This window comes from Kitasatospora sp. NPDC051164 (assembly GCF_044455625.1).
GTDB lineage: Bacteria > Actinomycetota > Actinomycetes > Streptomycetales > Streptomycetaceae > Kitasatospora.
Genome location: NZ_JBITFB010000007.1, coordinates 122,848 through 143,744, shown reverse-complemented (window position 1 = coordinate 143,744; position 20,897 = coordinate 122,848). Strand labels below are relative to the sequence as shown.

Here is a 20,897-nt window from a genome sequence, read left to right as displayed (position 1 = left end):
CCGGGGCTGGTGGGCCCGTGCCCCGGCCCGCCCGGCGGGGACACGGGCCCGGCTCTCAGGCGGCCAGCCGGGGGCCTTCCTCGCCGCCGCCGGACGGCACCCGGCCGTCCTCATTCACCCGTTCGGCCGATGCCACGCCGGGCCGAGCCCCGGCGTGGGCCGCGGCGTCGGCTGCGGTACGGGCCTCGACCGCGCTGAACGTCCCGGCGGCGCGGTCCAGGACGTAGGCCTGGGCGGTCGCGAAGTCGAAGTACATCCCGACCAGCCGCAGGGTGCCCTCCTCGACCCGGCGCTCCACCGCCGGGTTCGCCATCAGCTGGTCCAACTGCTGGACCACGTTGGTGAGGCAGAGCTGCTCCACCGGGTCCACCACCGGCCGGGTGGCGAACTCGGCGGGCGCCCGCCGGAGCCGGTCCAGCGAGCCGCGGCCGTTGCGCAGCCAGCGGGCCAGGGGGGTGGGCGGACCGGGGTGCTCGTGCACACCGTCCAGCAGGGCCTTCATCGCGCCGCAGCCGGAGTGGCCGCAGACCGTGATCGAGCGCACTTCCAGCACCTCGACGGCGTACTGCACCGCGGCGGCCACCGAGTCGTCGGCCGCGCCGGGCTCGAACGGGGCCGGCACCAGGTTGCCCACATTGCGGACGGTGAAGAGGTCGCCCGGGCCGCTGTTGGTGATCATGCTGGTGACCATCCGAGAGTCCGCGCAGGTCAGGAAGAGCTGGGAGGGCGTCTGCCCCTCCCGCGCCAGCCGGGCGAGTTCGGGCCTGATCAGTGGGGCGGTGTGCAGCTGGAACACCCGGACCCCGTCCAGCAGCCGGCCGTGCGGGTCCTCCTGCTGCTCGATGCAGTGGTGGCCGACCCAGGGCGTCCAGGCCCGGCAGCGGTGCGGCCCCGGTGAACTGCCGGCGCGCACCGCGCCGTCGGGGTCGAGCACCTCGTCGTCCTGGCGCCTCGTCACCATCGAGACCCGGCCGCCCGCGTCCTGGTGCCCGGCGCGCCAGCTGTGCAGCGTCTCGTAAGCGGCGTGGTCCAGGAAGGAGCCGTCGTGGACCACGGTGACCTCGGCCCGGGCCGGGATGTCGGACAGTGCCCGGCTGAGCCGGGGCACGGCGGTGAAGGTGAGCGGGCCGTGCGTCTGGACGGTGACCGAGCCGTCCGGCCCGGTCCTGACGTCCACATGGGCGCGGGTCAGCCGGTAGAGCGCGAGTAGGACGGCGGTGCCGGCCCCGATCGCGACGCCCCACAGCACCCCGGCCGCCACCACGGCGACCACGGTGGTGAGGTAGACGGGGAACTCGCGGTGCCGGTGCACATTGCGGATGTGCGCGAAGCTCACCATCTGCAGCCCGACCACCAGGACCAGCGCGGCGAGCGCGGCCAGCGGGATCCGGCGCAGCCCGCCGGTCAGCGCCAGCGCGGCGGTCAGCACCCAGGCGCCGTGCAGCACCGAGGCCCACCTGGACCGCGCGCCGGCCTGGACGTTGGCGGTGCTGCGCACCGCGCCGCCGGCGATCGGCAGCCCGCCGATCAGGCCGCTCACCAGGTTGGCGAGGCCCTGGCCGCGCAGCTCGCGGTCGAGGTCGCCGGTGCGGCGGGACATCCGGTCGATCGCGACGGCGGACAGCAGTGACTCCACGCTGGCGACGGCGGTGACGGTCAGGACGGCGGCGATCAGGCCGAGCACCGGACCGTGCGGCAGGGCGGGCGCGAAGGCGTGCGGCTGCCAGGCGGGCAGCTCGATGTGGGCGAGTCGCAGGTCCAGGGCGAGCGCGAGGGCGGTGGCCAGGGCGATGGCGGCCAGCGGGCCCGGCACCTTGGCCAGCCGGGCGCCCAACCGGCCCGCGCGGCCGGGGAGTCGGCCGAGCCGGGGCCAGCCGAGCAGGACGGCCACGGTCACCGCGCCGGCCAGTAGTGCGGGCGGGTGCGGGCCGGCCAACTGCCCCGGGAGCGCGAGGATGTTGGCGATCGCGGAGCTCTGCGGCGAGCCGCCGAGCACGACGTGCAGCTGCGCGATGGCGATGGTGAGCCCGACCCCGGCCAGCATGCCGTGCACGATCGCGGGCGAGACGGCGAGCGCCGTCCGGGCCACCCGGCGTGCGCCGAGCAGGAGTTGGAGCAGACCGGCGGCGAGGGTGATGGCGCAGGTGGCCTGCCAGCCGTACTGGGCGATCAGCCCGGCGGTGATCACGGTCAGCGCGGCCGAGGGGCCGCTGACCATGAGTGTGGTGCCGCCGAACAGCCCGACCACGATGCCGCCCACGGCCGCGGCGGCCAGGCCGGCGGTGAGCGGGGCGCCGGTGGCCAGCGCGATGCCGAGGGAGAACGGCACGGCGATCAGGAAGACCACGAGCGAGGCGGACAGGTCCTGCGCCCAGCGGATCCGGGCGCCGGGGCCCGGCGGTGCGTGGTCGGTGGTGTCGGAGGCGATGGGGGCGCTGGAGATGTCGAGGGTCATTGTCTTCCCGTCTGTCCGGGGGAACGAACGCAGTCAGGTCCGGCGGTGAGTCCGGGGTGGGGCTCCGGGCGGATCGGCTGTCGTGGGTCGCGACGGTGTGGCGGGATGGCGTGGGCGCGGCGGGGAGTGCGGGTGTCACCGGCCGGCGTCGACCATCGGGCCCGCCAGGAGCCCGGGCGAGGAGCGGGAGGTCTCGCCGAGGGCCGTCGGGACGGACCATCAAGACTCGGTAAACCGAGAGTAATGAAAGCTTTGCACAGCGTTGTTGCGGGAGGGAAGCGGAAAACCCCCTGATTCACCCCAATGGGTGGTGTTCGAACGGTCGGGGGCCTGGTGGCGGTGGCGCGAGTGGCGGGGCGAGCGGTGGGGCCGGACACGGCGAACGGGCCGCGGCTTCCCGGGGTGGCGGGAGGCCGCGGCCCGTCCGGGCGCGCTGGGGCGGATGTCAGGCGTGGGCGCCCGCCGGAGCCGGACGCTCGCCGCCGTCCGCGAACTCGCCCGGGACGAAGCCCTCGTCCACCTGGGTCGCCAGGTCGATGCCGACCTTGGCGTTGGCCCAACTCTCCGCGTTGCGGCGGTGGAAGAGCACGGCCTGTTCGGTGTAGCGGTGCGCGTCCCGCCGTCCGTACGCTGCGTCGGCCTCGGCCCGCAGCTGCTCCAGCACGGCCCGGTTGGCCGGCTCCAGGGACTTCAACGGCGGCTCGGCGCCCTGCTCCAAGCGGCGCACCCAGTCCGACTGCCCGAAGGTGGTGAGCAGGTCGTCGCCGACCTCGCGGCGCAGGAACGCCAGGTCGTCCGGGCCCTGCACCTTGTTGCCGACCACCCGCAGCTGCACGCCGAAGTCGCGGGCGTAGTCCCGGTACTGGCGGTAGACGGAGACGCCCTTGCGGGTCGGCTCGGCCACCAGGAAGGTCAGGTCGAAGCGGGTGAACAGGCCGGAGGCGAAGGAGTCCGAGCCCGCCGTCATGTCGGTGACCATGTACTCGTCGGAGCCGTCCAGCAGGTGGTTGAGCAGCAGCTCCACCGCGCCGACCTTGGAGTGGTAGCAGGCCACCCCGAGGTCCTCCTCGGTGAACGCGCCGGTCGCCAGCAGCCGGACCGAGCCCTCGTCCAGCGCGATCGGGCGGGCGCAGGCGGCGTAGACCGGGTTCTCCTCGACGATCCGCAGCAGCCGCGAACCGCGGCCGGGCGGCGTGGTCTTGATCATCTCCTCGGCCGAGCGGATCAGCGGGTTGCTGCCGCGCAGGTACTCCTTGATCTCCGGCAGGTGTGCGCCGAGCGAGGGCAGGCCGGCCGCCTGGGCATCCGTCAGTCCCAGGGCGGGGCCCAGGTGCTGGTTGATGTCGGCGTCCACGGCGATGACCGGCCGACCGGCGGCGGCCAGGTGGCGGATGAACAGTGCGGACAGCGTGGTCTTCCCGCTGCCGCCCTTGCCGACGAAGGCGATCTTCATCTGGGGACTCCGGCTCTCGCTCAGGGCCCTCGCTCGGGGCCGCCTGCCCAGGGGGCGCGTGCGACGGGGGCGCCCTCTAGTTGGAAATCGTTATCGTCTCCGATAGTGGTCATGCTAGCCGGGGTTTGGACCTCGCCGGGGGAGGGAAGTGAGGATTGCCTCTAACGGGTGATGCGGGGTTGCTGTTCCGGGAGGGGCGGCCCGTTCATTACTCTCGGGTAGGTGAGCACTGGAACAGATCCCCTCGCCCCGCTGGCCCAGCTCCCCGGGGTGCCCGACGCGGTCGCCGAGGTCCGCAAGGCCGTCGACCGGCTCTACGGCCACCGGGTGATGCGCCGCCGCGCGGCCGAGGTCACCTCCGAGTCCGCGCTGCGCGGCGCCCGCGCGTCAGCGGCCCTGGCCGGGGCCGACTGGCCGCTGGAGGAGGTCCGCCGCCGCACCGACTTCGGCGCGGACACCGAGGCCCGCACGGTCGGCGCCGCCCTGCGGATCGCCGCCGAGGCCGGCCAGCTGCTCAGCATCTGGCGGCACTCGCCGCTCCAGGTGCTGGCCCGGCTGCACCTGCTCGCGGTCGGCGACGGAGACCCGGTCGCCGGGCGCCCGCGCCGGGCGGGGGAGGGCGCCGAGCCGCTGTTCCCGCTGGAGCTGCAGCGGGTGGAGAGCGTCGAGGCCGACACCGCGGACGGGCCGCTGCCCGAGCTGCCGCCCGCCCCGGGCGCGGAGGAGGTCGCGGCCCGGCTCGACCAGCTCTCCCGGCTGCTGGTCGCGCGCGCGGAGGGGCAGGGTGTGGGCACGCCGGCCCTCGTCGTGGCCTCGGTGGTGCACGGTGAACTGCTCGCGCTGCGGCCGTTCGGCGCCTACAACGGGGTGATCGCGCGGGCCGCCCAGCGGATCGTGCTGATCGCCGAGGGGCTCGACCCGAAGTCGATCTGCCCGGCCGAGGTCGGCCTGGCGGAACTCGGCACCGCCGCCTACCGCCGGGCCCTCGCGGGCTACCTGGCGGGCACGCCCGAGGGGATGGGAGCCTGGATCGCGCACTGCGGCGCGGCGCTGCGGCTCGGCGTGCGGGAGAGCACGGCGGTCTGCGAGGCGATGCAGCGCGGCATGGCCTGAGCGGCCGGGCCGGACGGGGACGGGCGGAAGGGCCCCGCGAAGGGGCCCGTACACACGGAGATGCGGCGGCACCTGATCCTGCTGGGTGCCGCCGCTGGTGCAGATGCCAGGTGACCATGCATGCACCGGAAGTGCCGATCAGACGGGGATCCTGCCCGTTCGTCTGGTCCGGCGGCCCGACAGCGGGTCGGCTGCATGTGGGTGCTCGGCTATCTGTACACGCGGTCCGTGGGGCCTGAACTGCGTTGTCGGTTTGACCTCTTAGGTCCTGACCGGGTCTCGCGGGCCGTGCTTCATTTGTATCGCGTTTCGGGCGAAAGGGGAACCCGAAACGAGAAGTCTGTGTCGATTGCCCGTTTTATCCAGGGCGGGCCGGGCGGGCCGGTTCGGCCGGATGCGGGGCCTCAGGCGAGGGGACGCCGCCGACGGGCCAGGTACCAGATCACTCCGGCGGTCACGACGGCCGTCCCGACCGCCACCGCGGTCAGCACCGAACCGCTCGGAGCGGAGAACTCGGGCAGCCGTCGCCGCAGTTCCACCGGCTTGTCGAAGACCAGCACCGGCCACTCCCGGGCCTGCGCCTCCTTGCGCAGCGCCCGATCCGGGTTGACGGCCGACGGATGGCCGACCGCCGCCAGCAGCGGCAGGTCGGTGGAGGAGTCGCTGTAGGCGTAGGACGCGGCCAGGTCGTAGCCCTCGACCGCGGCCAACTCCCGGATGGCGGCGGCCTTGTTCTCCGCGTAGGCGTAGTACTCGATCTCGCCGGTGTAGCAGCCGTCCTCGACCTTGAGCCGGGTGGCGATCACGTGGTCCGCGCCGAGCAGCGCGCCGATCGGCTCGACCACCTCGGAGCCGGAGCTGCTGACGATCACCACGTCCCGGCCGGCTGCGTGGTGCTGCTCGATCAGCGAGGCGGCCTCGTCGTAGATGATCGGGTCGATCAGGTTGTGCAGGGTCTCGGCGACGATCTCGCGGACCTGCTGGACGTTCCAGCCCCGGGTCAGCGCGGAGAGGTACTCACGCATCTTCTCCATCTGGTCGTGGTCCGCGCCGCCGACCAGGAAGACGAACTGGGCGTACGCGCTGCGCAGTACGGCCCGACGGTTGATCAGGCCGCCCTGGTAGAAGGGGCGGCTGAAGGCCAGCGCGCTCGATTTGGCGATGATGGTCTTGTCGAGGTCGAAGAAGGCCGCCGTGCGCAGCCCGCCCGACCGGGGGCGGTCGGGTGCGGGGAGCTCTTCGGGCCCGGTGGGGTCGCCCGGGGACTCGTCGGCGTGGTCGTCGGCGTTCTCGGTGGTGTCCACGGGAACCGAGGATAGAGGGCGCCACAAAACACCCCGCCATTCGGCGTACTCGCGGGCGGGTGGGTTTGTGTTTCTGGCCGCTCGGGTACACCATGGAAGTCACGGATCGTTCGCGACCGTGCTAACCCGGTCCGGCTCCTCCCCCCCGAGTCGGGCTGTGGATAGACGACCCCCGCTCTCCCCCCCGGCGGGGGTCGTCGCACGTCCGGGGCCATTTTCAGGGCTTGAAGGTCCGCTGCCGCGCATTCCGCGCGTGCCCCGCCGACGGTGTACAGGGGGTGTCGGCGCCTGGGTCCATCGACCACCTTTCGTCACTCTGCGTCGCTGTTTGCTCATCGCTGCCAAGAAACGAACGGCTGGTTCCGATCGGCGGCGCAGGCCGTTCCGAGGGATGCCGGAAGGCGGTCGGGAGACCGCCCGGAGATCGGCCGGGAGATCGTCCGATCGCGCCGCGACAGACCGCCGGTTCATCTCGGTGACCCCCTTTCGTCAATTCTTCGCCGATTAGCCCCCCGCCCGGGTGAACGTTTTCCTCCACAGCCCACGAGTTATCCACAGGCAATCGGAACGTGGATGACGGAATCCGGATCTCTCCCCCACCGTGATGGTCGGCGGCGGTCGCCGGGCAGGGCCTCATCCCCTTCCTCTCTCAGAGGTCTGCCTGGCGGCCGTCCGCCGGAACCGTCCGACGTGCGTCGCTGGCCGCCCCCGGTGGCCGACGGCGCGGAGGGGAGACCACCATGTCGACGCCGATCGCCGACCACGTCACCGCCGAGGGCCCCGGCCCCGTCGGGCCGCTCGTCGTCACCGAGGACGAGGGCCTGGCCGAGCACCTGCTGCGACTCTGCGCGGCGGCGGGCACCGAGCCGAGGCTGATCCGGGGCGCGCCGCCGACGCGGGAGCTCTGGGAAGGTGCCTCGCTGGTCCTGGTCGGGGACGACCAGGCCGTCCACTGCTCCGAGTTGGGCCGGCGCGGCGGGGTGCTGCTGCTCGGACTCGACCTGGACGACCCCGGCGTGTGGGTCCGGGCCGTCCGACTCGGCGCCGAGCACGTGCTGTTCCTGCCCGATGCGGAGGCCTGGCTGCTCGACCGGATCGCCGACGCGGCCGAGGGCGGCGGGCCCCCGGCGGTCACCGTCGCGGTGCTCGGCGGCCGGGGCGGCGCCGGGGCCTCGACGCTGGCCTGCGCCCTGGCGGTCACGTCCGCACGGGCCGGCCGACGGACGATGCTCATCGACGGCGACCCGCTGGGCGGCGGCCTCGACATCCTGCTCGGCGGCGAGATGGCCCGCGGGCTGCGCTGGCCCGATCTGGCCGGCTCGCGCGGGCGGGTCAGCGGGGCCGAGCTGGCCCGGGCGCTGCCGGCGCTCAACCGGCTCTCCGAGCTGGCCTGCCTGTCCTGGGACCGCGGCGACACCCTGACGGTGCCGCCGGAGGCCATGCGCAGCGTGCTGGCCGCCTCCCGGCGGCGCGGCGGGCTGGTGGTGGTCGACGTGCCCCGCCACCTCGACGCGGCCGCCGGGCAGGCGTTGGAGCAGTCCGACCTGGCGCTGCTGGTGGTGCCGGCCGAGCTGCGCGCGGTGGCCGCCGCCGACCGCGTCGCGGCGGCCGCCCGGATGCGGCTCGGCGACGTCCGGGCCGTGGTGCGATCGGTCCGGGCCGGCGGGCTGCCGGCCCACCGCATCGCCCGCGGCCTGCGGCTGCCGCTGGCAGGGGAGTTGGAACCGGAGCCCGGCCTGGCCCAGGACGTCGAGAAGGGCATCCCGCCCGGGACGAGGGAGAGCGGTCCGCTCGCGCGCTTCTGCGCGACCTTCCTGAACGAGGTGCTGCCGCCGGTGCCGGCGGTCGGAGGAGGTGTGTACTGATGGTCCGTCTGCGCAGAACAGGCCTTCGGGGCGGTGCGCCCGGCCCGGGCACCGGTGGGCGGGAGCACCGGCCGCTCCGGAGCGTGCCGCCGCCCGGCGGGCCGCCGGAGGCCGAGCACGGGCCCTGCCCGTACGGCCGGACGGCCCGCGAGCAGCGGGCGGCGGCCCTGGTGGACGCGGTGCGGCTGCGGCTGGCCGAGTCGGGGGCCGCCCCGACGGCGGGCTCGGTCGCGGCCGCGCTGCGGGCCACCCGCCCGCCGCTCGGCGGGGACGAGGTCCTGGACACCGTGCGCTCGCTGCGCGCCGAACTGGTGGGTGCGGGCCCGCTGGACCGGCTGCTGGCGGCGCCCGACGTCACGGACGTCCTGGTGAACGGTCCGGAGGAGGTGTGGGTCGACCGTGGCGGCGGCCTGCACCGGGCCACCGGAGTCCGGTTCACCGACGCCGACGCGGTGCGACGGCTGGCCCACCGGCTGGCCACCGCGGCCGGGCGGCGGTTGGACGACGCCCGGCCATGGGTGGACGCCCGGCTGCCGGACGGCACCCGGCTGCACGCCGTGCTGCCCCCGATCGCGGCGGGCTGCACGCACATCTCGTTGCGGGTCTGCCGACCCCGGCCGTTCACGCTCGACGAGCTGGTGGCGGGCGGAGCACTGCCGCCGGAGGGCGCCGACCTGCTGGCCGGCATCGTGCGGGCGCGGCTGTCACTGCTCGTCTCCGGCGGGACGGGCTCGGGCAAGACCACGCTGCTCGCGGCGTTGCTCGGACTGGTCGGGCCGGACGAGCGGATCGTGGTCGCCGAGGACTCGGCGGAGCTGCAGCCGGCCCATCCGCACGTGGTCCGGCTGCAGAGCCGGCCGCCCAACCAGGAAGGGCTCGGCGAGTTCACGCTCCGGGACCTCGTCCGCCAGGCGCTGCGGATGCGTCCGGACCGGCTGGTGATCGGCGAGGTGCGCGGGGCCGAGGTGTCGGACCTGCTGGCCGCGCTGAACACCGGACACGAAGGCGGTTTCGGCACGGTCCACGCCAACACGGCGGCGGACGTGCCGGTCCGGCTGGAGGCCCTGGGCTCGCTCGCCGGGCTCGACCGGCCGGCGCTGCACAGCCAACTGCGGGCCGCGCTCGAGGTGGTGGTGCACCTGGTCCGGGATCCGGGCTCGGGGCGGCACCGGGTGGCGGAGATCCACACCCTGGCCGGGGATCGCGCCGGGCTGGCCGTGACCACCCCCGCGGTGGCCTTCCCGGCGGCGGGCGGCCTGGTGCCCGGGGCGGGCTGGGAGCGGCTGGTCGGGCTGCTGGCAGCGCGTGGGGTGGTGCTCGGGGCGGGGGCCGAACCCGGCCCCGGAGGGCCGTCGTGACGGCGGGCGCGGGGGTGCGGGCGGTGGAACTCGCCTTCGTCCTGCTGCTCGGCGGGTGCGCCACGGGTGCCCTGGCGCTGCTCGGGGCCTGGAAGAGAAAGGGCTGATGACGATGGCAACGGGGGTCAATGGCGCGATGCAAAGTCAACTTCCGCTCTGTTGGGTGGTGGTGCTGTGTCTGGCGGCTGTCGCCGGGTGGCGAGCGCTGCAGGAGCAGTTGCCGGGCGGGCGACGCTCCAGGCTCGTGCTCGCGGGCAGCGGGCCTCCCGTACGGGGGCCGGGCCCGGGGCTGGAGGCGGCGCGGCCCGGCCGGCTCCGGCTTTCGGAGGTCCTCACGCCCGAACTCCTGGCCCTGCCGGTGGGATTGGCCGCCGGGCAGGCCACCGCCTCGCCGGTGCCGGTGCTCGCGGCGGCCCTGGCCGTCCTGCCGCTGCGCCGGTGGCGCTTGCACCGGCGCCTGGCGGCGGAGGCCCGGCAGCGGGCGGCCGCGGTGGTGGAGCTCTGCGCCGGGCTGGCCAGGGAGTTGCGCGGCGGGGCGACGCCGGAACGGGCGCTGCACCTGGTCACCGCGCGGCTCGCCACCGACCCGGACGGACGGCGCAGGCTCGGCGAGGAGCCGGTGGCCCGGCTCGCGGCCGGCCGCTACGGCGCGGACGTGCCCGCCGCGTTCCACCTGCTGGCCGAACTGCCGGGCGGGAGCGGGGCGGCGGCGATCGCGGCCTGCTGGCGGGTCGCCGCCGACAGCGGGGCGGGGCTGGCCGCCGCGCTGGACCGGGTCGCGGAGGCGCTGCGCGGCGAGCGGGCGCTGGCGGAGGAGATCGCCGGGGAACTGGCCGGGCCACGGGCGACGATCGCCGTCCTGGCCGCGCTGCCGGCCGCCGGGCTGCTCCTCGGCGCAGCCCTCGGGGCCCGCCCGCTGGCCGTGCTGCTGCACACGACCGCCGGGTTGGGCTGCCTGGCGGCGGGGGCCCTCCTGGAGGGGCTGGGGGTGTTCTGGACGGCACGCATCGTCCGGTCGGCGGCCCGGGGCGCCCTGGAGGCCCCCCGGGGGCGTGGCGAGCCCCGTCGGACGCCTGACGGTGCGCTGCCCGCGCTCCGAGCGAGCGAACGGGGCGGCGGGCTGTCGCGGCTGCGGGCCCGGGCCCTCGGCGCGGGAGCGGGGGTCGGGTGATGCGGGGCGTCGAGTGGGCGGTGGCCGGACTTCCGGCCGTGGCGGCCGCCCTACTGCGGGTGCGGGTGCTGGCGCGTGGCCGGATGAGGCGGCGGCGGGCGTTCGCCGGGGCCCGTGAGCGGGAGGAGGGACGGAGGTCGACCGGGCCGACCGGGCCGACCGGGTCGGGCGTCGGGCATCGACGGCGGGTTGTCACGGCTGCCGTAGCCGGGCTCGCGGTGGCACTGCTGCTCGGTGGCGGCACCGGGCTGGTCGTCGGAGCGCTGGCGGCGGTTGGCACCCACCGGTGGTCGACCCGAGCGCGATCGCCGGCGGATCGTCGGGCGGCCCTGGAGGAGGAGCTGCTGGCCAGGCAACTCCCACTGAGCGCCGAACTGTTGGCGGCCTGCCTCGGCTCGGCGGCGCTGCCCTCCGAGGCCGTGTCGGCGGTCGGCCGGAGCGTGGGCGCGCCGATGGGTCCCCGGCTGGTGGCGATCGGGGCCGAACTGGCCCTCGGCGCACCACCGGAGCTGTGCTGGAACCGACTGGGCGAGCAGCACCCGCCGCTGGCGCCGCTGGCGCGCTGCCTGGTGCGGACGAGCCTCGGCGGAACTCCCGCCGCCGAGCCACTGATCGGGCTGGCCCAGGGGCTGCGGACGGCGGCCGCCCGCGCGGCCCACGCCCGGGTCCGCCGGGCCGCGGTGCTCGCCACCGCGCCACTCGGGCTTTGCTTCCTGCCGGCCTTCGTGCTGATCGGGGTGGTGCCGGTGGTCGTCGGCCTCACCAGCCTCTTCGCGCAGGCGATGTGACCGGGAGCCGAACATGCGGCCGGCAAGAGCGGCAAGAGCGGCAAGAGCAACGAGAACGACGAGAACGACGAGAGACAGGAGAGATCCATGACTGCGGTGATCGCGATCAGGCCCGCCGGCGGGCGCCCGCTCCGGCGGCTGCTTGGGGCGTGGCGGCGCAAGAGCCGCTGGGCGGCCTGCCGGGTGAGCCGGGTGGCTCGGCGCCGGGGCCGGTCGGACGCCGGGATGACCACGGCCGAGTACGCGGTCGGGACCTTGGGCGCGTGCGCCCTCGCGGCCGGGCTCTACAAGGTGGTGACCAGCGAGGCCATCACCGGCGCGCTGACCGACATGCTCCAACGGGCGCTCCATGCGGCCTAGGACGAGCCAGGGAGGCGGTGACGGCGGTGACGGCGGTGCGGCCGGTACCGAGGTGGCCGCCGGAGACCCGGGCGCCGTCGGTGCGTGTCGGCGGCGCGGTGCGCGCACCGGGCCGGTGGCCGCGACGGGCAGGGCAGCAGCCGGTCGTCCGGGTCGGCGTGGTGACGGCGGCTACGTCACGGCGGAGACGGCGGTGGCCCTGCCGGCGCTCGTCCTGCTCGCGGCGATGCTGATCTGGGGCGTGCTCGCGGCGGCCGCGCAGATCCGCTGCGTGGACGCGGCCCGGGTCGGTGCCAGGGCGGCCGCACGCGGGGAGACGGACGCCGTCGAACTCGCCCGTGCGGCGGCTCCGGAGGGCGCACGGGTCCGGGTGACGCCGACGGCCGACACGGTACGGGTCGACGTGGACGCACCGTGTGCGGCGCCGGGCAGGCTCGGCGGACTGCTCGCGGTGCGGGTCGGCGCGGCGGCCGTGGCGGCGCGGGAGGACGTCCTGGTGGGAGTCACGGAGGGAGGTGGCGGCCCATGGCCGTCCTGACCGGGCCGGCCGTCCTGACCGCGCAGGCCGGCCCGTTCGGGCTGCGGACGGCGGTGGGGCGGTTAGCCCGGGCCCGTACCGGACGGGCGGTGGCGGGTGGGCGCGGGCCGGACACCGGCTCCGCGACGGTCTGGCTGCTCGCCCTGGCGATGTTGGGCACGGCGGTGTTCGCCGCGACGATCGCGGTCGGCTCGGTGGTCGCCGCCCGGCACCGGGCCGAGTCGGCCGCCGACCTCGCGGCCCTGGCGGCGGCGGACCGGCTGCTGCTGGACCCGGACGGTGGCTGCGCCCGGGCCGCCGGGATCGCCGCCGCCCAGGGTGCGGGCCTGGTGTCCTGCGTGGTGGACCGGTCGGCGGACGTCGTCGAGGTGGTGGCCGAGGTGAGGGTCGGCTGGCTCCCGGTCCGTCTGCCGGTCGGACCGGCGCGGGCGAGGGCCCGGGCCGGTCCGGTACGGGCCGCGGTCACCGCCGCCGAGGACGGCCTCGACAGCACCCCGAGCGGTGCGTCGGCGGCCTCATGACGAGGCCGGCGCCCCACCGTCCGGGCCCGCCCCGGCCTCGTCCGCCTCTGCTGCGTCCGTCTTCGCCTCTGCCGTTCCCGCCGTCGTCCGGGCCCCCGCCTCCGCGGTCCCCGGAGCCCCGGCCAGCAGCACGTCCAGGAGCCGGACGGCGGCCGCCTTGTCCAGCGGGTCGTTCCCGTTGCCGCACTTGGGTGACTGGACGCAGGACGGGCAGCCGCGCTCGCATTCGCAGGAGGCGATCGCCGAGCGGGTGGCCGTCAGCCACTCGACCGCCCGCTGGAAGGCGCGTTCGGCGAAGCCGGCCCCGCCCGGGTGGCCGTCGTAGACGAACACGGTCGGCAGCCCGGTGTCCGGGTGCAGCGGGACGGAGACGCCGCCGATGTCCCACCGGTCGCAGGTGGCGAACAGCGGCAGCAGGCCGATCGAGGCGTGCTCGGCGGCGTGGGCGGCGCCGGGCAGCTGGTCGGGCGGGATGTCCGCGTCGAGCAGCTGGTCCTCGGTGACGGTCCACCAGACCGCGCGGGTGCGCAGCGTGCGGGGCGGCAGGTCGAGCTTGGTCTCGCCCATGATCTCTCCGGTGGAGATCCGCTTCCGGAGGTAGCCGACCACCTGGTTGACCACCTCCACCGAGCCGAAGCTGAGCCGCCCCTCGCCCCACTCGACGGTGGTGTCGGTGCCGAGGACGGAGATGGAGGTGATGTCGCGGGCGGCCGTGGTGTACGGCGGATCGGCCGGTTCGACCAGGGCGGCCGAGTTCTCCAGGTCGAGCTCCCGGACCAGGTAGGTGCGGCCCTGGTGGAGGTGGACGGCCCCGGTGTGGACGGTGGTGTGCGCGGCCGCGGCGTCCACGGTGCCGAGCAGCCTGCCGGTGTCGGCCTCGACGATCTGGACCGGGCTGCCGCCGCTGCCGCGCAGGTCCACGGCGTCGGCGGCGCGCTCGCGGCGCGTCCAGTACCAGCCGTCGCCGCGCCGACGCAGCAGGCCGCGCCGTTCCAGGACGGGCAGCAGCGGTGCGGTGGACGGGCCGAACAGCTCCAGGTCGGCGTCGGTGAGCGGCAGTTCCGCGGCGGCCGCGCACAGGTGCGGGGCGAGCACGTGCGGGTTGTCGGGGTCGAGCACGGTGGCTTCGACGGGTGCCGCGAACAGCGCCTCCGGGTGGTGCACCAGGTAGGTGTCCAGCGGGTCGTCCCGGGCGATCAGGACGGCCAGCGCGCCTTGGGCCTCGCGGCCCGCCCGGCCCGCCTGCTGCCAGAGCGAGGCCCGGGTGCCCGGGTACCCGGCCATCAGAACGGCGTCGAGGCCGGAGATGTCGACGCCGAGTTCGAGAGCGGAGGTGGAGGCGAGGCCGAGCAGCCGGCCGCTGTGCAGGGCGCGTTCCAGGGCCCGGCGTTCGTCGGCCAGGTAGCCGCCGCGGTAGGCGGCCACCCGGTCGGCGAGCGGTCGGCCGAGCTGGTCCTGGGTCTGGAGGGCGACGACCTCGGCCGCGCGGCGGGAGCGGACGAAGACGACGGTGCGGGTCTCCCGCTCGACCAGGTCGGTGAGCAGGTGCGCCGCCTCGGCGGTGGCGGTGCGGCGCACGGGCGCGCCGTGCTCGCCGACGTTCTCGGTCAGGGGCGGTTCCCAGAGGCCGAAGACCATCGGCCCGCGCGGCGAGGCGTCCTCAGTGACGGCGACGGAGGGCAGACCGGTGAGGCGTTCGGCGGTCGCGGCCGGCTCGGCGGTGGTGGCGGAGGCCAGCAGGAAGGTCGGTGACGAACCGTAACGGGCGCACACGCGGCGCAGTCGGCGCAGCACCTGGGCGACGTGCGAGCCGAACACGCCCCGGTAGCTGTGGCACTCGTCGACGACCACGTAGCGGAGCGCCTTGAGGAAGGAGGACCAGCGGGCGTGGCCGGGCAGGATGCCGCGGTGCAGCATGTCCGGGTTGGTGAGCACGTAGGACGCGTACTGGCGGACCCACTCGCGCTCCTCGGGCGGGGTGTCGCCGTCGTACAGCGCGGCGCGGACCCTCGGCGGGGCGAGTTCGGCGGCCCGGCGGCGCTGGTCGGCGGCGAGGGCCTTGGTCGGTGCCAGGTAGAGCGCGGTGGCGCCGCGGCCGTTGCGGGCCTCGGTGCCGTCCAGCAGATCGCTGAGCACCGGGGCCAGGTAGCCCAGCGACTTGCCCGAGGCGGTGCCTGTGGCGATCACCACAGTTTGGCCGCTTTTGGCCAGATTCATCGCTTCTGCCTGGTGCGCCCAGGGCCGTTCGACCCCGACCGCGAGTGCCGAGGCCACGATCTCCGGCCGGATCGACCCGGGCCACGGTGAATAACGCGCAGGTCGGGCGGGAAGGTGCTCCGTATGGGTGAGCCGGTCGGACCGCCCCCGGCTGGTGATCAGGCTCGTGAGCAGTGCCTCGGGCGGGCTGTGTCGGGGCGGCATGAGGACCCAGTGTGTCACCGGCGTGACGGAGAATCGTCGTAAGCCATCGTGCGGGCATGGTCGCAGGTGGTTGAATGTGGCCGTGACGGCCGTACGGCCGTGGGTCGCAGCGCTGAGGCTTGCCACGTGCTGGTTGGGGCGCGCCCGGGCTCGCGACCATGCGGTGGCGGCCGTCCGGCCGAGGATCGCACATGACGTAGCAAGGCAAGGTGCTGGAGGTTCCGTGGACCTGTCCCTGTCGACCCGTACAGTCGGCGATCGCACGGTCGTCGAGGTTGGCGGCGAGATCGATGTGTACACCGCCCCGAAGCTGCGGGAGCAGCTGGTCGAGCTCGTCAACGACGGCAAGTACCACCTCGTCGTCGACATGGAAGGCGTCGACTTCCTCGACTCGACCGGCCTGGGTGTGCTGGTGGGCGGCCTGAAGCGGGTGCGCGCCCACGAGGGCTCGCTGCGCCTCGTCTGCAACCAGGAGCGCATCCTGAAGATCTTCCGTATCACCGGCTTGACCAAGGTCTTCCCGATCCACACCTCGGTGGACGACGCGGTCAACGCGACCGACTGACGCGGCCGGGCCGGTCCTCGTGGCCGGCCCGCCCGTTTCCACGCGTCCGGGGTGCCTGGGCCGGTGCGGCCCGGCGCGTCCCGGCCGCCTCTGGGCCGGTCCAGCCGGCCCGTAGGGGCCGTACTTCCGGCCCCGGTCGGAGCACCCCGAGGGGGAGAGATGGCAACCGTCGAACTTCGATTCAGCGCGCTTCCCGAGCACGTGCGGACGGCCCGACTGGTCGCCGCGGCCGTCGCCAGACGGGCCGGGGTCGACGAGTCGGTGCTCGACGAGGTACGGCTCGCGGTCGGCGAGGCGTGCTCCCGCGCGGTCGGCCTGCACCAGCGGGGCGGCATCGGCGGCACGGTCAGGGTCGCGCTGACCGACCAGGAGAAGCGTTTCCTCATCGAGGTCGAGGACGAGGCCGGCCCCCCCGCCGTCCCGGCCTCCGGCGCTGCCGAGGGCGGCGAGCCGGCCGAGGACACCCTCGGCCTCGCCGTGATCACCGGCCTGGTCGAAGACCTGGAGGTCACCAACGGCACGGACGGTGGCCTGATTCGGATGAGCTGGCCGGTTTCGGTCGCTTCCGTCGCGGTCTGAGGCCCCACTTCCGCGGTGGTCGCGTCCTTCGCGTCCTTCGTGTCCTTCGTCTTTCACGTCCTTCGTGTTTCTCGCGCGTCTTCGCGTTTCTCGCGCGCGACCGGGGTCCAGTCCCCGGGCGTGCGTTGACAAAATGTTGAGTGTGGCGGTTCGCTGCTTCCGGCACGACCGGGTCCGATCCCTGATCGGACCTCGTCGCGGAAGAGGAAGTCCATGCAGATTCGCATTCTGTGGCCGGCCGGGCAGGCCACCGCCACGCTGACGGTCACCCCCACCGCCGAGGCGCTCTGGGCCGAGCTGCCGATCGGTTCCTCGGCGAGCACCTGGGGCGAGGAGGTCTACTTCGGCACGCCCGTCAGCGTGCCGCGCGAGGCCGGCGCTCGGCAGGTCGTGGAACCCGGCACGGTCGCCTTGTGGACCGACGGCGACAGCCTCGCCCTGCCGTACGGGCCGACGCCGATCTCACGCGACGGTGAGTGCCGGCTGGCCAGTCCCTGCAACGTCCTGGGCGCGCTGGACGGGGACGCCGCAGTGCTGCGCACCGTCCGCCCGGGCGATCCGATCAGGGTCGAGCGGGCCTGAGTCGCGGCCGGGGGCGGGGCACCGGGACGGGCCGGGCACGGGCCGCAAACGGCCCGCGGGCGGTCCCGGGGAGGCCCGGGGCGGGACGTCGCAGGCGGGAACCGGGAACCGGGGGCGGGAACCGGCCGTGTAGGTTCGACGACCGATGACGACCGAAACCGAAAGGCTTCTCCCGGTGAACAAGCGACTGCTGGCCGTACCCGTCCTCGGCGTGCTGCTGGCGTTCGGCGCCGTCGGCTGCGGCGGCGACGACAACAGCAAGCAGCTGGAGTCCTGGGCGTCGAGCGTCTGCGGCGCGGCCAAGGACCCGATCGCCCAAGCCCAGACCGCGCTCGCCGACACCGGCCAGGTGAAGACCGGCGAGGCCCCGGCCGACCTGCAGAAGCGGCTCTCCACGGACATCGGGCGGCTGGCCAAGACCAACCAGGACATCGCGGCCGCCATCGACGGGGCCGGTGCGCCCAAGGTGCAGGACGGCGCGACCCTGCAGAAGGACACCGTCGACGAGCTGAAGAAGGCGGCCGACGGCTACCAGGAGGTCCAGAAGAAGCTGGACGCGCTACCCAACAACGACCAGGCGAAGTTCGCCGACGGGCTGCGCAGCGTCGCCGACCAGATCCAGCAGCTGGCCTCGCTCTCCACCCAGGCGCAGAGCAAGCTGCAGCGCGGCGACCTCGGTGCGGCGATGGCCAAGCAGGAGGGCTGCAAGCCGTCCCCGACCACCGCCCCGACCGCCCCGACCGGTGGCGCGGGCACCGGCGCCAGCGGCACCCCGGCACCCGCCGGCGCGGGCGCGACCCCCGGCGCGACCGCCACCCCGAGCGCCCCTGCCACCACCCCCGCGCCCGGCGCGACCGACACCGCGAGCCCCGCCGCCGGTGCCACCACCCCGGCCGCCCCGGCCACCACCCCGGCTCCCGCCGCGAGTTGACCGGGGGCCGAGGGCCGATCCCGCCTTCACGGCGTCGGCGGCAGCGTGAAGACCGCCTGAAGGCCGCCTGAAGGCCTGAAGGCGTGAAGAGGGACGGACAGCAGTAGCAGCCGGTGCCGCTCGCAGGAGCGGCACCGGCTGCTGCGCGTCGCAGGCGGGGTGTCGCGCGGCCCGGGTGTACCGGGCGACCGGCCGAGGCGTCCGCACGGTACGGGTGAGGACGAGAGCGAGCACCGCCGAGCGGGGAGCCGCAGAGCCTGAGCTCCGGGGCGTACGACCGGGCGTGTGGAAGCCCGGTGGGGGCGCGCGGTGCGGCTCGGGCTCCCGTTGGGACGCTCCCGGCGGGCGGGCCCGGACGGGGGCGGCGATGTACGGGCCGGTCGGGCCCGGAGGCGGGCGGTGGGGAACCGGCGGGGGACAATGGCGGGGTGACCAGTAGCCCCGTTCTCGACCCGACCCGCCTCGCCAAGCTGCGTGAGGCGCTGCTCGCCGCCTCGTTCACCGCCGACGGTTGCCTGGACCTGCTCGGGCCCACCGGCTATGCCGCGCTGGCCCGCAGCGAGGCCGTTCCGGCGCTGCGCGCGACGCGCGGTGGCAGCCCGCTGGAGACGCTGGTGCGGCTGTTCCTGCTGCAGCAGCCGGTGCCGTACCGGGCGGCCGCCGCGGCGCTGCCGGTGGAGGACTGCCTGGCGGACGGCTGGCTGCGCCCCGACGGGGACCTGGTGCGGGCCACCGTCGACGTCCGGCCGTACGCCAACGAGGTGTCCGGGATGCCCAGTTCGGATGCCTGGGTGGTCTCCGACCTGGGCTGTGCGGTGGGCGGCGCGGGCGGCATCGGCTCCGGCGAGACCGCGCACGGCGTGGCCCGCAAGGACCTGGTGCTGGGCGTCGGCGGTGCCTCCACGACGCTGGCCAACATCACCGTGCGCCGCCCGGTCCGGGCCGCGCTGGACCTCGGCGCGGGCTCCGGTGTGCAGGCCCTGCACGCGGCCCGGCACGCCGGTACGGTCACCGCCACCGACCTCAACCCGCGCGCGCTGCGCTTCACCGAGCTGACCCTGGCGCTGTCCGGATTCGACCACACCGAGGCGCTCGCGGGAAGCCTCTTCGAGCCGGTCGGGGAACGGAAGTTCGACCTGATCGTCTCCAACCCGCCGTTCGTCATCTCGCCCGGCGGCCGGTTCACCTACCGCGACGGCGGGATGGCCGGCGACGACCTGTGCCGCAGCCTGGTCCGCTCGGCCGCCGACCACCTGGAGCCCGGCGGCTACTGCCAGTTGCTCGCCAACTGGCAGCACGTCAAGGGCGAGGACTGGCACGAGCGGCTGGCCGGCTGGGTCGCGGGCACCGGCCTGGACGCCTGGGTCGTCCAGCGCGAGGTCCAGGACGTGGCCCAGTACGCCGAGTTGTGGCTGCGCGACGGCGGCGACCACCGCGGCCCCGGCGGTGACTACCAGGCCCGCTACGGCGAGTGGCTGGACGCCTTCGAGGCCGGCCGGGTGGAGGGCATCGGCATGGGGTGGATCACCCTGCGGGCGAGTGGCGCCGAGCGCCCGACCGTCCGGGTCGAGGAGTGGCCGCACCCGGTGGAGCAGCCGCTCGGCCCGCACATCGAGGCCTGGTTCGACCGGCAGGACTTCCTCCGCTCGCACGACGACGCGGGCCTGCTCGCGGCCCGCTACGTGCTGGCCGACGAGGTGGTCCAGGAGCAGGTCGGCGCACCGGGCGCGGAGGACCCGGAGCACGTGATCCTGCGTCACAACCGGGGCATGCGGCGGGCCACCAAGGTGGACACGGTGGGCGCCGGTTTCGTCGGCGTCTGCGACGGGACGCTGTCGGCGGGCGAGATCGTGGACGCCATCGCGCAGCTGCTCGGCGAGGACCGGGTGGTCCTGCGCGACCGGGTGCCGGAGTCGCTGCGGCTGCTGACCGAGCAGGGGTTCATCGACCCGGTCCGCTGAGCCGACCCGGTCCGCTGGGCCAAGCCATTCGCTGAGCGCACCCCGCCGCCGGACCGGCCCGCAGACAGGGTCGGCCCGCCGACGGACCGGCCCGCCGGGCCCGGTTCACCCGCCCGTCCCCCCTGGTTCGTCCGGCGGTCTTCGAACGGCTGCCCCCCGTTGGCTCTCCGCTGTGAGGCTCTGTCCACAGGCTGTGGACAGAGCTGGGGAGTCGGGGGCCAGGGGTGGACACGACGACGGCGACGGTGGGCGGGCTGGTGCTCGCCCTCTTCGGTGGCGTGCTGCTGCTCTGGTGCGCGGCCGAAGTGCGCCTTCGCCACCGGGTGCGCCGTCGCGGGGTGGCGGCGGTGGCCACGGTGATGGCCGAGGACGACGCGCACGGTCAGCTGGACAGTGCGCCGCTACTCTCCTTCTCGGTGCCGACCTCGGCCGGTGGCTCCGGCGCGTGCCGGATCGCCGGGCTCGTGCTCACCCGGCCGCGCGGGCACACCCCGCTGCGCCGTCCGGACCGCTTCGCGCCCGGCGCCCCGGTGCGGATCTGCTACGACCCGCAGCACCCGAGCCGGGTGGTGCTGGCGGCCGGGGAGATCGGCCGGGCGGTCGTCGCCGACCTGCTGTGGAGCGCCCTGGGGGTGGCCTGTCTGGCAGCGGGCGCCGGGCTCCTGGCGGCGGCTGGCGGCTGAGCGGGCCACCCACGCGCGCGGCCGTCCCCGGCCGCGCCCTCGACGGGACCCCGGCGCCGGTCGGTCCGCCCGCCGGTCCGCCCGCCGACCCGCCCACCGGTCGATCCACCGTCGATTTTCCGTTGACAGATCTTGAAATCCGTCATTCCATCCTCCGGAACCTGCCGAAGGCCGCCCTCCACGGGGCGGGAACCTCCGTCATCGGGTTACCGTTCGAGTGGCGTCGGTGAGCCCGGCAAGTGAAAACGC

18 protein-coding genes are annotated in these 20,897 nt (G+C 75.1%); 14 read left to right on the top strand and 4 right to left on the bottom strand.

Features of this window, described 5'->3' with window-relative positions:
* Positions 1 to 55: 55 nt before the first annotated feature.
* Both ACIBEC_RS12710 and ACIBEC_RS12705 read right to left on the bottom strand, forming a co-directional pair.
* Positions 56 to 2,455, bottom strand: a complete 2,400-nt coding sequence (locus ACIBEC_RS12710; protein WP_360496226.1) for a SulP family inorganic anion transporter — start codon at positions 2,453 to 2,455, stop codon at positions 56 to 58.
* 445 nt (positions 2,456 to 2,900) lie between these two features.
* The gene (locus ACIBEC_RS12705) at positions 2,901 to 3,908 is read right to left on the bottom strand and encodes an ATP-binding protein (protein WP_360496223.1); all 1,008 of its coding nucleotides are present in this window, start codon (positions 3,906 to 3,908) and stop codon (positions 2,901 to 2,903) included.
* A 222-nt stretch (positions 3,909 to 4,130) separates the two neighbouring features.
* Here ACIBEC_RS12705 and ACIBEC_RS12700 point away from each other — a divergent pair, with 222 nt between their 5' ends.
* The gene (locus ACIBEC_RS12700) at positions 4,131 to 5,021 is read left to right on the top strand and encodes an oxidoreductase (RefSeq protein ID WP_360496217.1); all 891 of its coding nucleotides are present in this window, start codon (positions 4,131 to 4,133) and stop codon (positions 5,019 to 5,021) included.
* Positions 5,022 to 5,425: 404 nt separating this feature from the next.
* Here ACIBEC_RS12700 and ACIBEC_RS12695 read toward each other — a convergent pair whose 3' ends face one another.
* On the bottom strand, positions 5,426 to 6,223 hold the full coding sequence (locus ACIBEC_RS12695; RefSeq protein ID WP_360496678.1) for an HAD-IB family hydrolase: 798 nt from the start codon (positions 6,221 to 6,223) through the stop codon (positions 5,426 to 5,428).
* 842 nt (positions 6,224 to 7,065) lie between these two features.
* On the opposite strand from ACIBEC_RS12695, the gene ssd reads away from it, so the two are divergent.
* The 7 genes from ssd to ACIBEC_RS12660 all read left to right on the top strand — a co-directional run bounded on the left by ssd (position 7,066) and on the right by ACIBEC_RS12660 (position 12,926).
* Positions 7,066 to 8,190 (top strand): septum site-determining protein Ssd, encoded by a 1,125-nt coding sequence (gene ssd / locus ACIBEC_RS12690; protein ID WP_360496214.1) that lies wholly within the window; start codon positions 7,066 to 7,068, stop codon positions 8,188 to 8,190.
* Complete coding sequence (locus ACIBEC_RS12685) at positions 8,190 to 9,548, top strand: TadA family conjugal transfer-associated ATPase (protein ID WP_360496211.1); 1,359 nt, start codon at positions 8,190 to 8,192, stop codon at positions 9,546 to 9,548. Before ssd ends, ACIBEC_RS12685 begins: the two co-directional genes overlap by 1 nt.
* Before the next feature lie 106 nt (positions 9,549 to 9,654).
* Positions 9,655 to 10,719, top strand: a complete 1,065-nt coding sequence (locus ACIBEC_RS12680) for a type II secretion system F family protein (RefSeq protein ID WP_360496208.1) — start codon at positions 9,655 to 9,657, stop codon at positions 10,717 to 10,719.
* A gap of 218 nt (positions 10,720 to 10,937) precedes the next feature.
* Positions 10,938 to 11,507: a type II secretion system F family protein gene (locus ACIBEC_RS12675; RefSeq protein WP_360496205.1), complete on the top strand. Its 570-nt coding sequence runs from the start codon at positions 10,938 to 10,940 to the stop codon at positions 11,505 to 11,507.
* Between the two features lie 87 nt (positions 11,508 to 11,594).
* Positions 11,595 to 11,867 (top strand): DUF4244 domain-containing protein, encoded by a 273-nt coding sequence (locus ACIBEC_RS12670; RefSeq protein WP_360496202.1) that lies wholly within the window; start codon positions 11,595 to 11,597, stop codon positions 11,865 to 11,867.
* Between the two features lie 193 nt (positions 11,868 to 12,060).
* Positions 12,061 to 12,405 carry a TadE family type IV pilus minor pilin gene (locus ACIBEC_RS12665; protein WP_360496199.1) on the top strand — a complete coding sequence of 115 codons (345 nt, stop codon included), beginning with the start codon at positions 12,061 to 12,063 and terminating at the stop codon, positions 12,403 to 12,405.
* Positions 12,393 to 12,926, top strand: coding sequence for an Rv3654c family TadE-like protein (locus ACIBEC_RS12660; RefSeq protein WP_360496196.1), 534 nt, complete (start codon positions 12,393 to 12,395; stop codon positions 12,924 to 12,926). Before ACIBEC_RS12665 ends, ACIBEC_RS12660 begins: the two co-directional genes overlap by 13 nt.
* Here ACIBEC_RS12660 and ACIBEC_RS12655 read toward each other — a convergent pair.
* Positions 12,921 to 15,347, bottom strand: coding sequence for a DEAD/DEAH box helicase (locus tag ACIBEC_RS12655; protein WP_360496193.1), 2,427 nt, complete (start codon positions 15,345 to 15,347; stop codon positions 12,921 to 12,923). The two genes, ACIBEC_RS12660 and ACIBEC_RS12655, sit on opposite strands and share 6 nt — an antisense overlap.
* Before the next feature lie 223 nt (positions 15,348 to 15,570).
* Between ACIBEC_RS12655 and bldG the strand changes: the two genes are divergently transcribed.
* The 6 genes from bldG to ACIBEC_RS12625 all read left to right on the top strand — a co-directional run bounded on the left by bldG (position 15,571) and on the right by ACIBEC_RS12625 (position 20,648).
* The gene (gene bldG, locus ACIBEC_RS12650) at positions 15,571 to 15,912 is read left to right on the top strand and encodes an anti-sigma factor antagonist BldG (protein WP_360496190.1); all 342 of its coding nucleotides are present in this window, start codon (positions 15,571 to 15,573) and stop codon (positions 15,910 to 15,912) included.
* A 159-nt stretch (positions 15,913 to 16,071) separates the two neighbouring features.
* Positions 16,072 to 16,491 (top strand): ATP-binding protein, encoded by a 420-nt coding sequence (locus ACIBEC_RS12645; protein WP_360496187.1) that lies wholly within the window; start codon positions 16,072 to 16,074, stop codon positions 16,489 to 16,491.
* 213 nt (positions 16,492 to 16,704) lie between these two features.
* Complete coding sequence (locus ACIBEC_RS12640; RefSeq protein ID WP_360496184.1) at positions 16,705 to 17,073, top strand: cyclophilin-like fold protein; 369 nt, start codon at positions 16,705 to 16,707, stop codon at positions 17,071 to 17,073.
* 175 nt (positions 17,074 to 17,248) lie between these two features.
* The gene (locus ACIBEC_RS12635; RefSeq protein WP_360496181.1) at positions 17,249 to 18,004 is read left to right on the top strand and encodes a hypothetical protein; all 756 of its coding nucleotides are present in this window, start codon (positions 17,249 to 17,251) and stop codon (positions 18,002 to 18,004) included.
* A 428-nt stretch (positions 18,005 to 18,432) separates the two neighbouring features.
* Positions 18,433 to 19,965 (top strand): methyltransferase, encoded by a 1,533-nt coding sequence (locus ACIBEC_RS12630; protein WP_360496178.1) that lies wholly within the window; start codon positions 18,433 to 18,435, stop codon positions 19,963 to 19,965.
* 224 nt (positions 19,966 to 20,189) lie between these two features.
* A complete protein-coding gene (locus ACIBEC_RS12625) occupies positions 20,190 to 20,648 on the top strand; it encodes a DUF3592 domain-containing protein (RefSeq protein WP_360496175.1) in 459 nt (152 codons plus the stop codon).
* Positions 20,649 to 20,897: the final 249 nt, after the last annotated feature.

Coding starts and splice junctions, on each gene's coding strand:
- ACIBEC_RS12645 (WP_360496187.1), top strand. CDS start 16,072: ATGGCAACCGTCGAACTTCGATTCAGCGCGCTTCCCGAGCACGTGCGG.
- ACIBEC_RS12710 (WP_360496226.1), bottom strand. CDS start 2,455: ATGACCCTCGACATCTCCAGCGCCCCCATCGCCTCCGACACCACCGAC.
- ACIBEC_RS12640 (WP_360496184.1), top strand. CDS start 16,705: ATGCAGATTCGCATTCTGTGGCCGGCCGGGCAGGCCACCGCCACGCTG.
- ACIBEC_RS12660 (WP_360496196.1), top strand. CDS start 12,393: ATGGCCGTCCTGACCGGGCCGGCCGTCCTGACCGCGCAGGCCGGCCCG.
- ACIBEC_RS12670 (WP_360496202.1), top strand. CDS start 11,595: ATGACTGCGGTGATCGCGATCAGGCCCGCCGGCGGGCGCCCGCTCCGG.
- ssd (WP_360496214.1), top strand. CDS start 7,066: ATGTCGACGCCGATCGCCGACCACGTCACCGCCGAGGGCCCCGGCCCC.
- ACIBEC_RS12685 (WP_360496211.1), top strand. CDS start 8,190: ATGGTCCGTCTGCGCAGAACAGGCCTTCGGGGCGGTGCGCCCGGCCCG.
- ACIBEC_RS12680 (WP_360496208.1), top strand. CDS start 9,655: ATGACGATGGCAACGGGGGTCAATGGCGCGATGCAAAGTCAACTTCCG.
- ACIBEC_RS12655 (WP_360496193.1), bottom strand. CDS start 15,347: ATGCCGCCCCGACACAGCCCGCCCGAGGCACTGCTCACGAGCCTGATC.
- ACIBEC_RS12705 (WP_360496223.1), bottom strand. CDS start 3,908: ATGAAGATCGCCTTCGTCGGCAAGGGCGGCAGCGGGAAGACCACGCTG.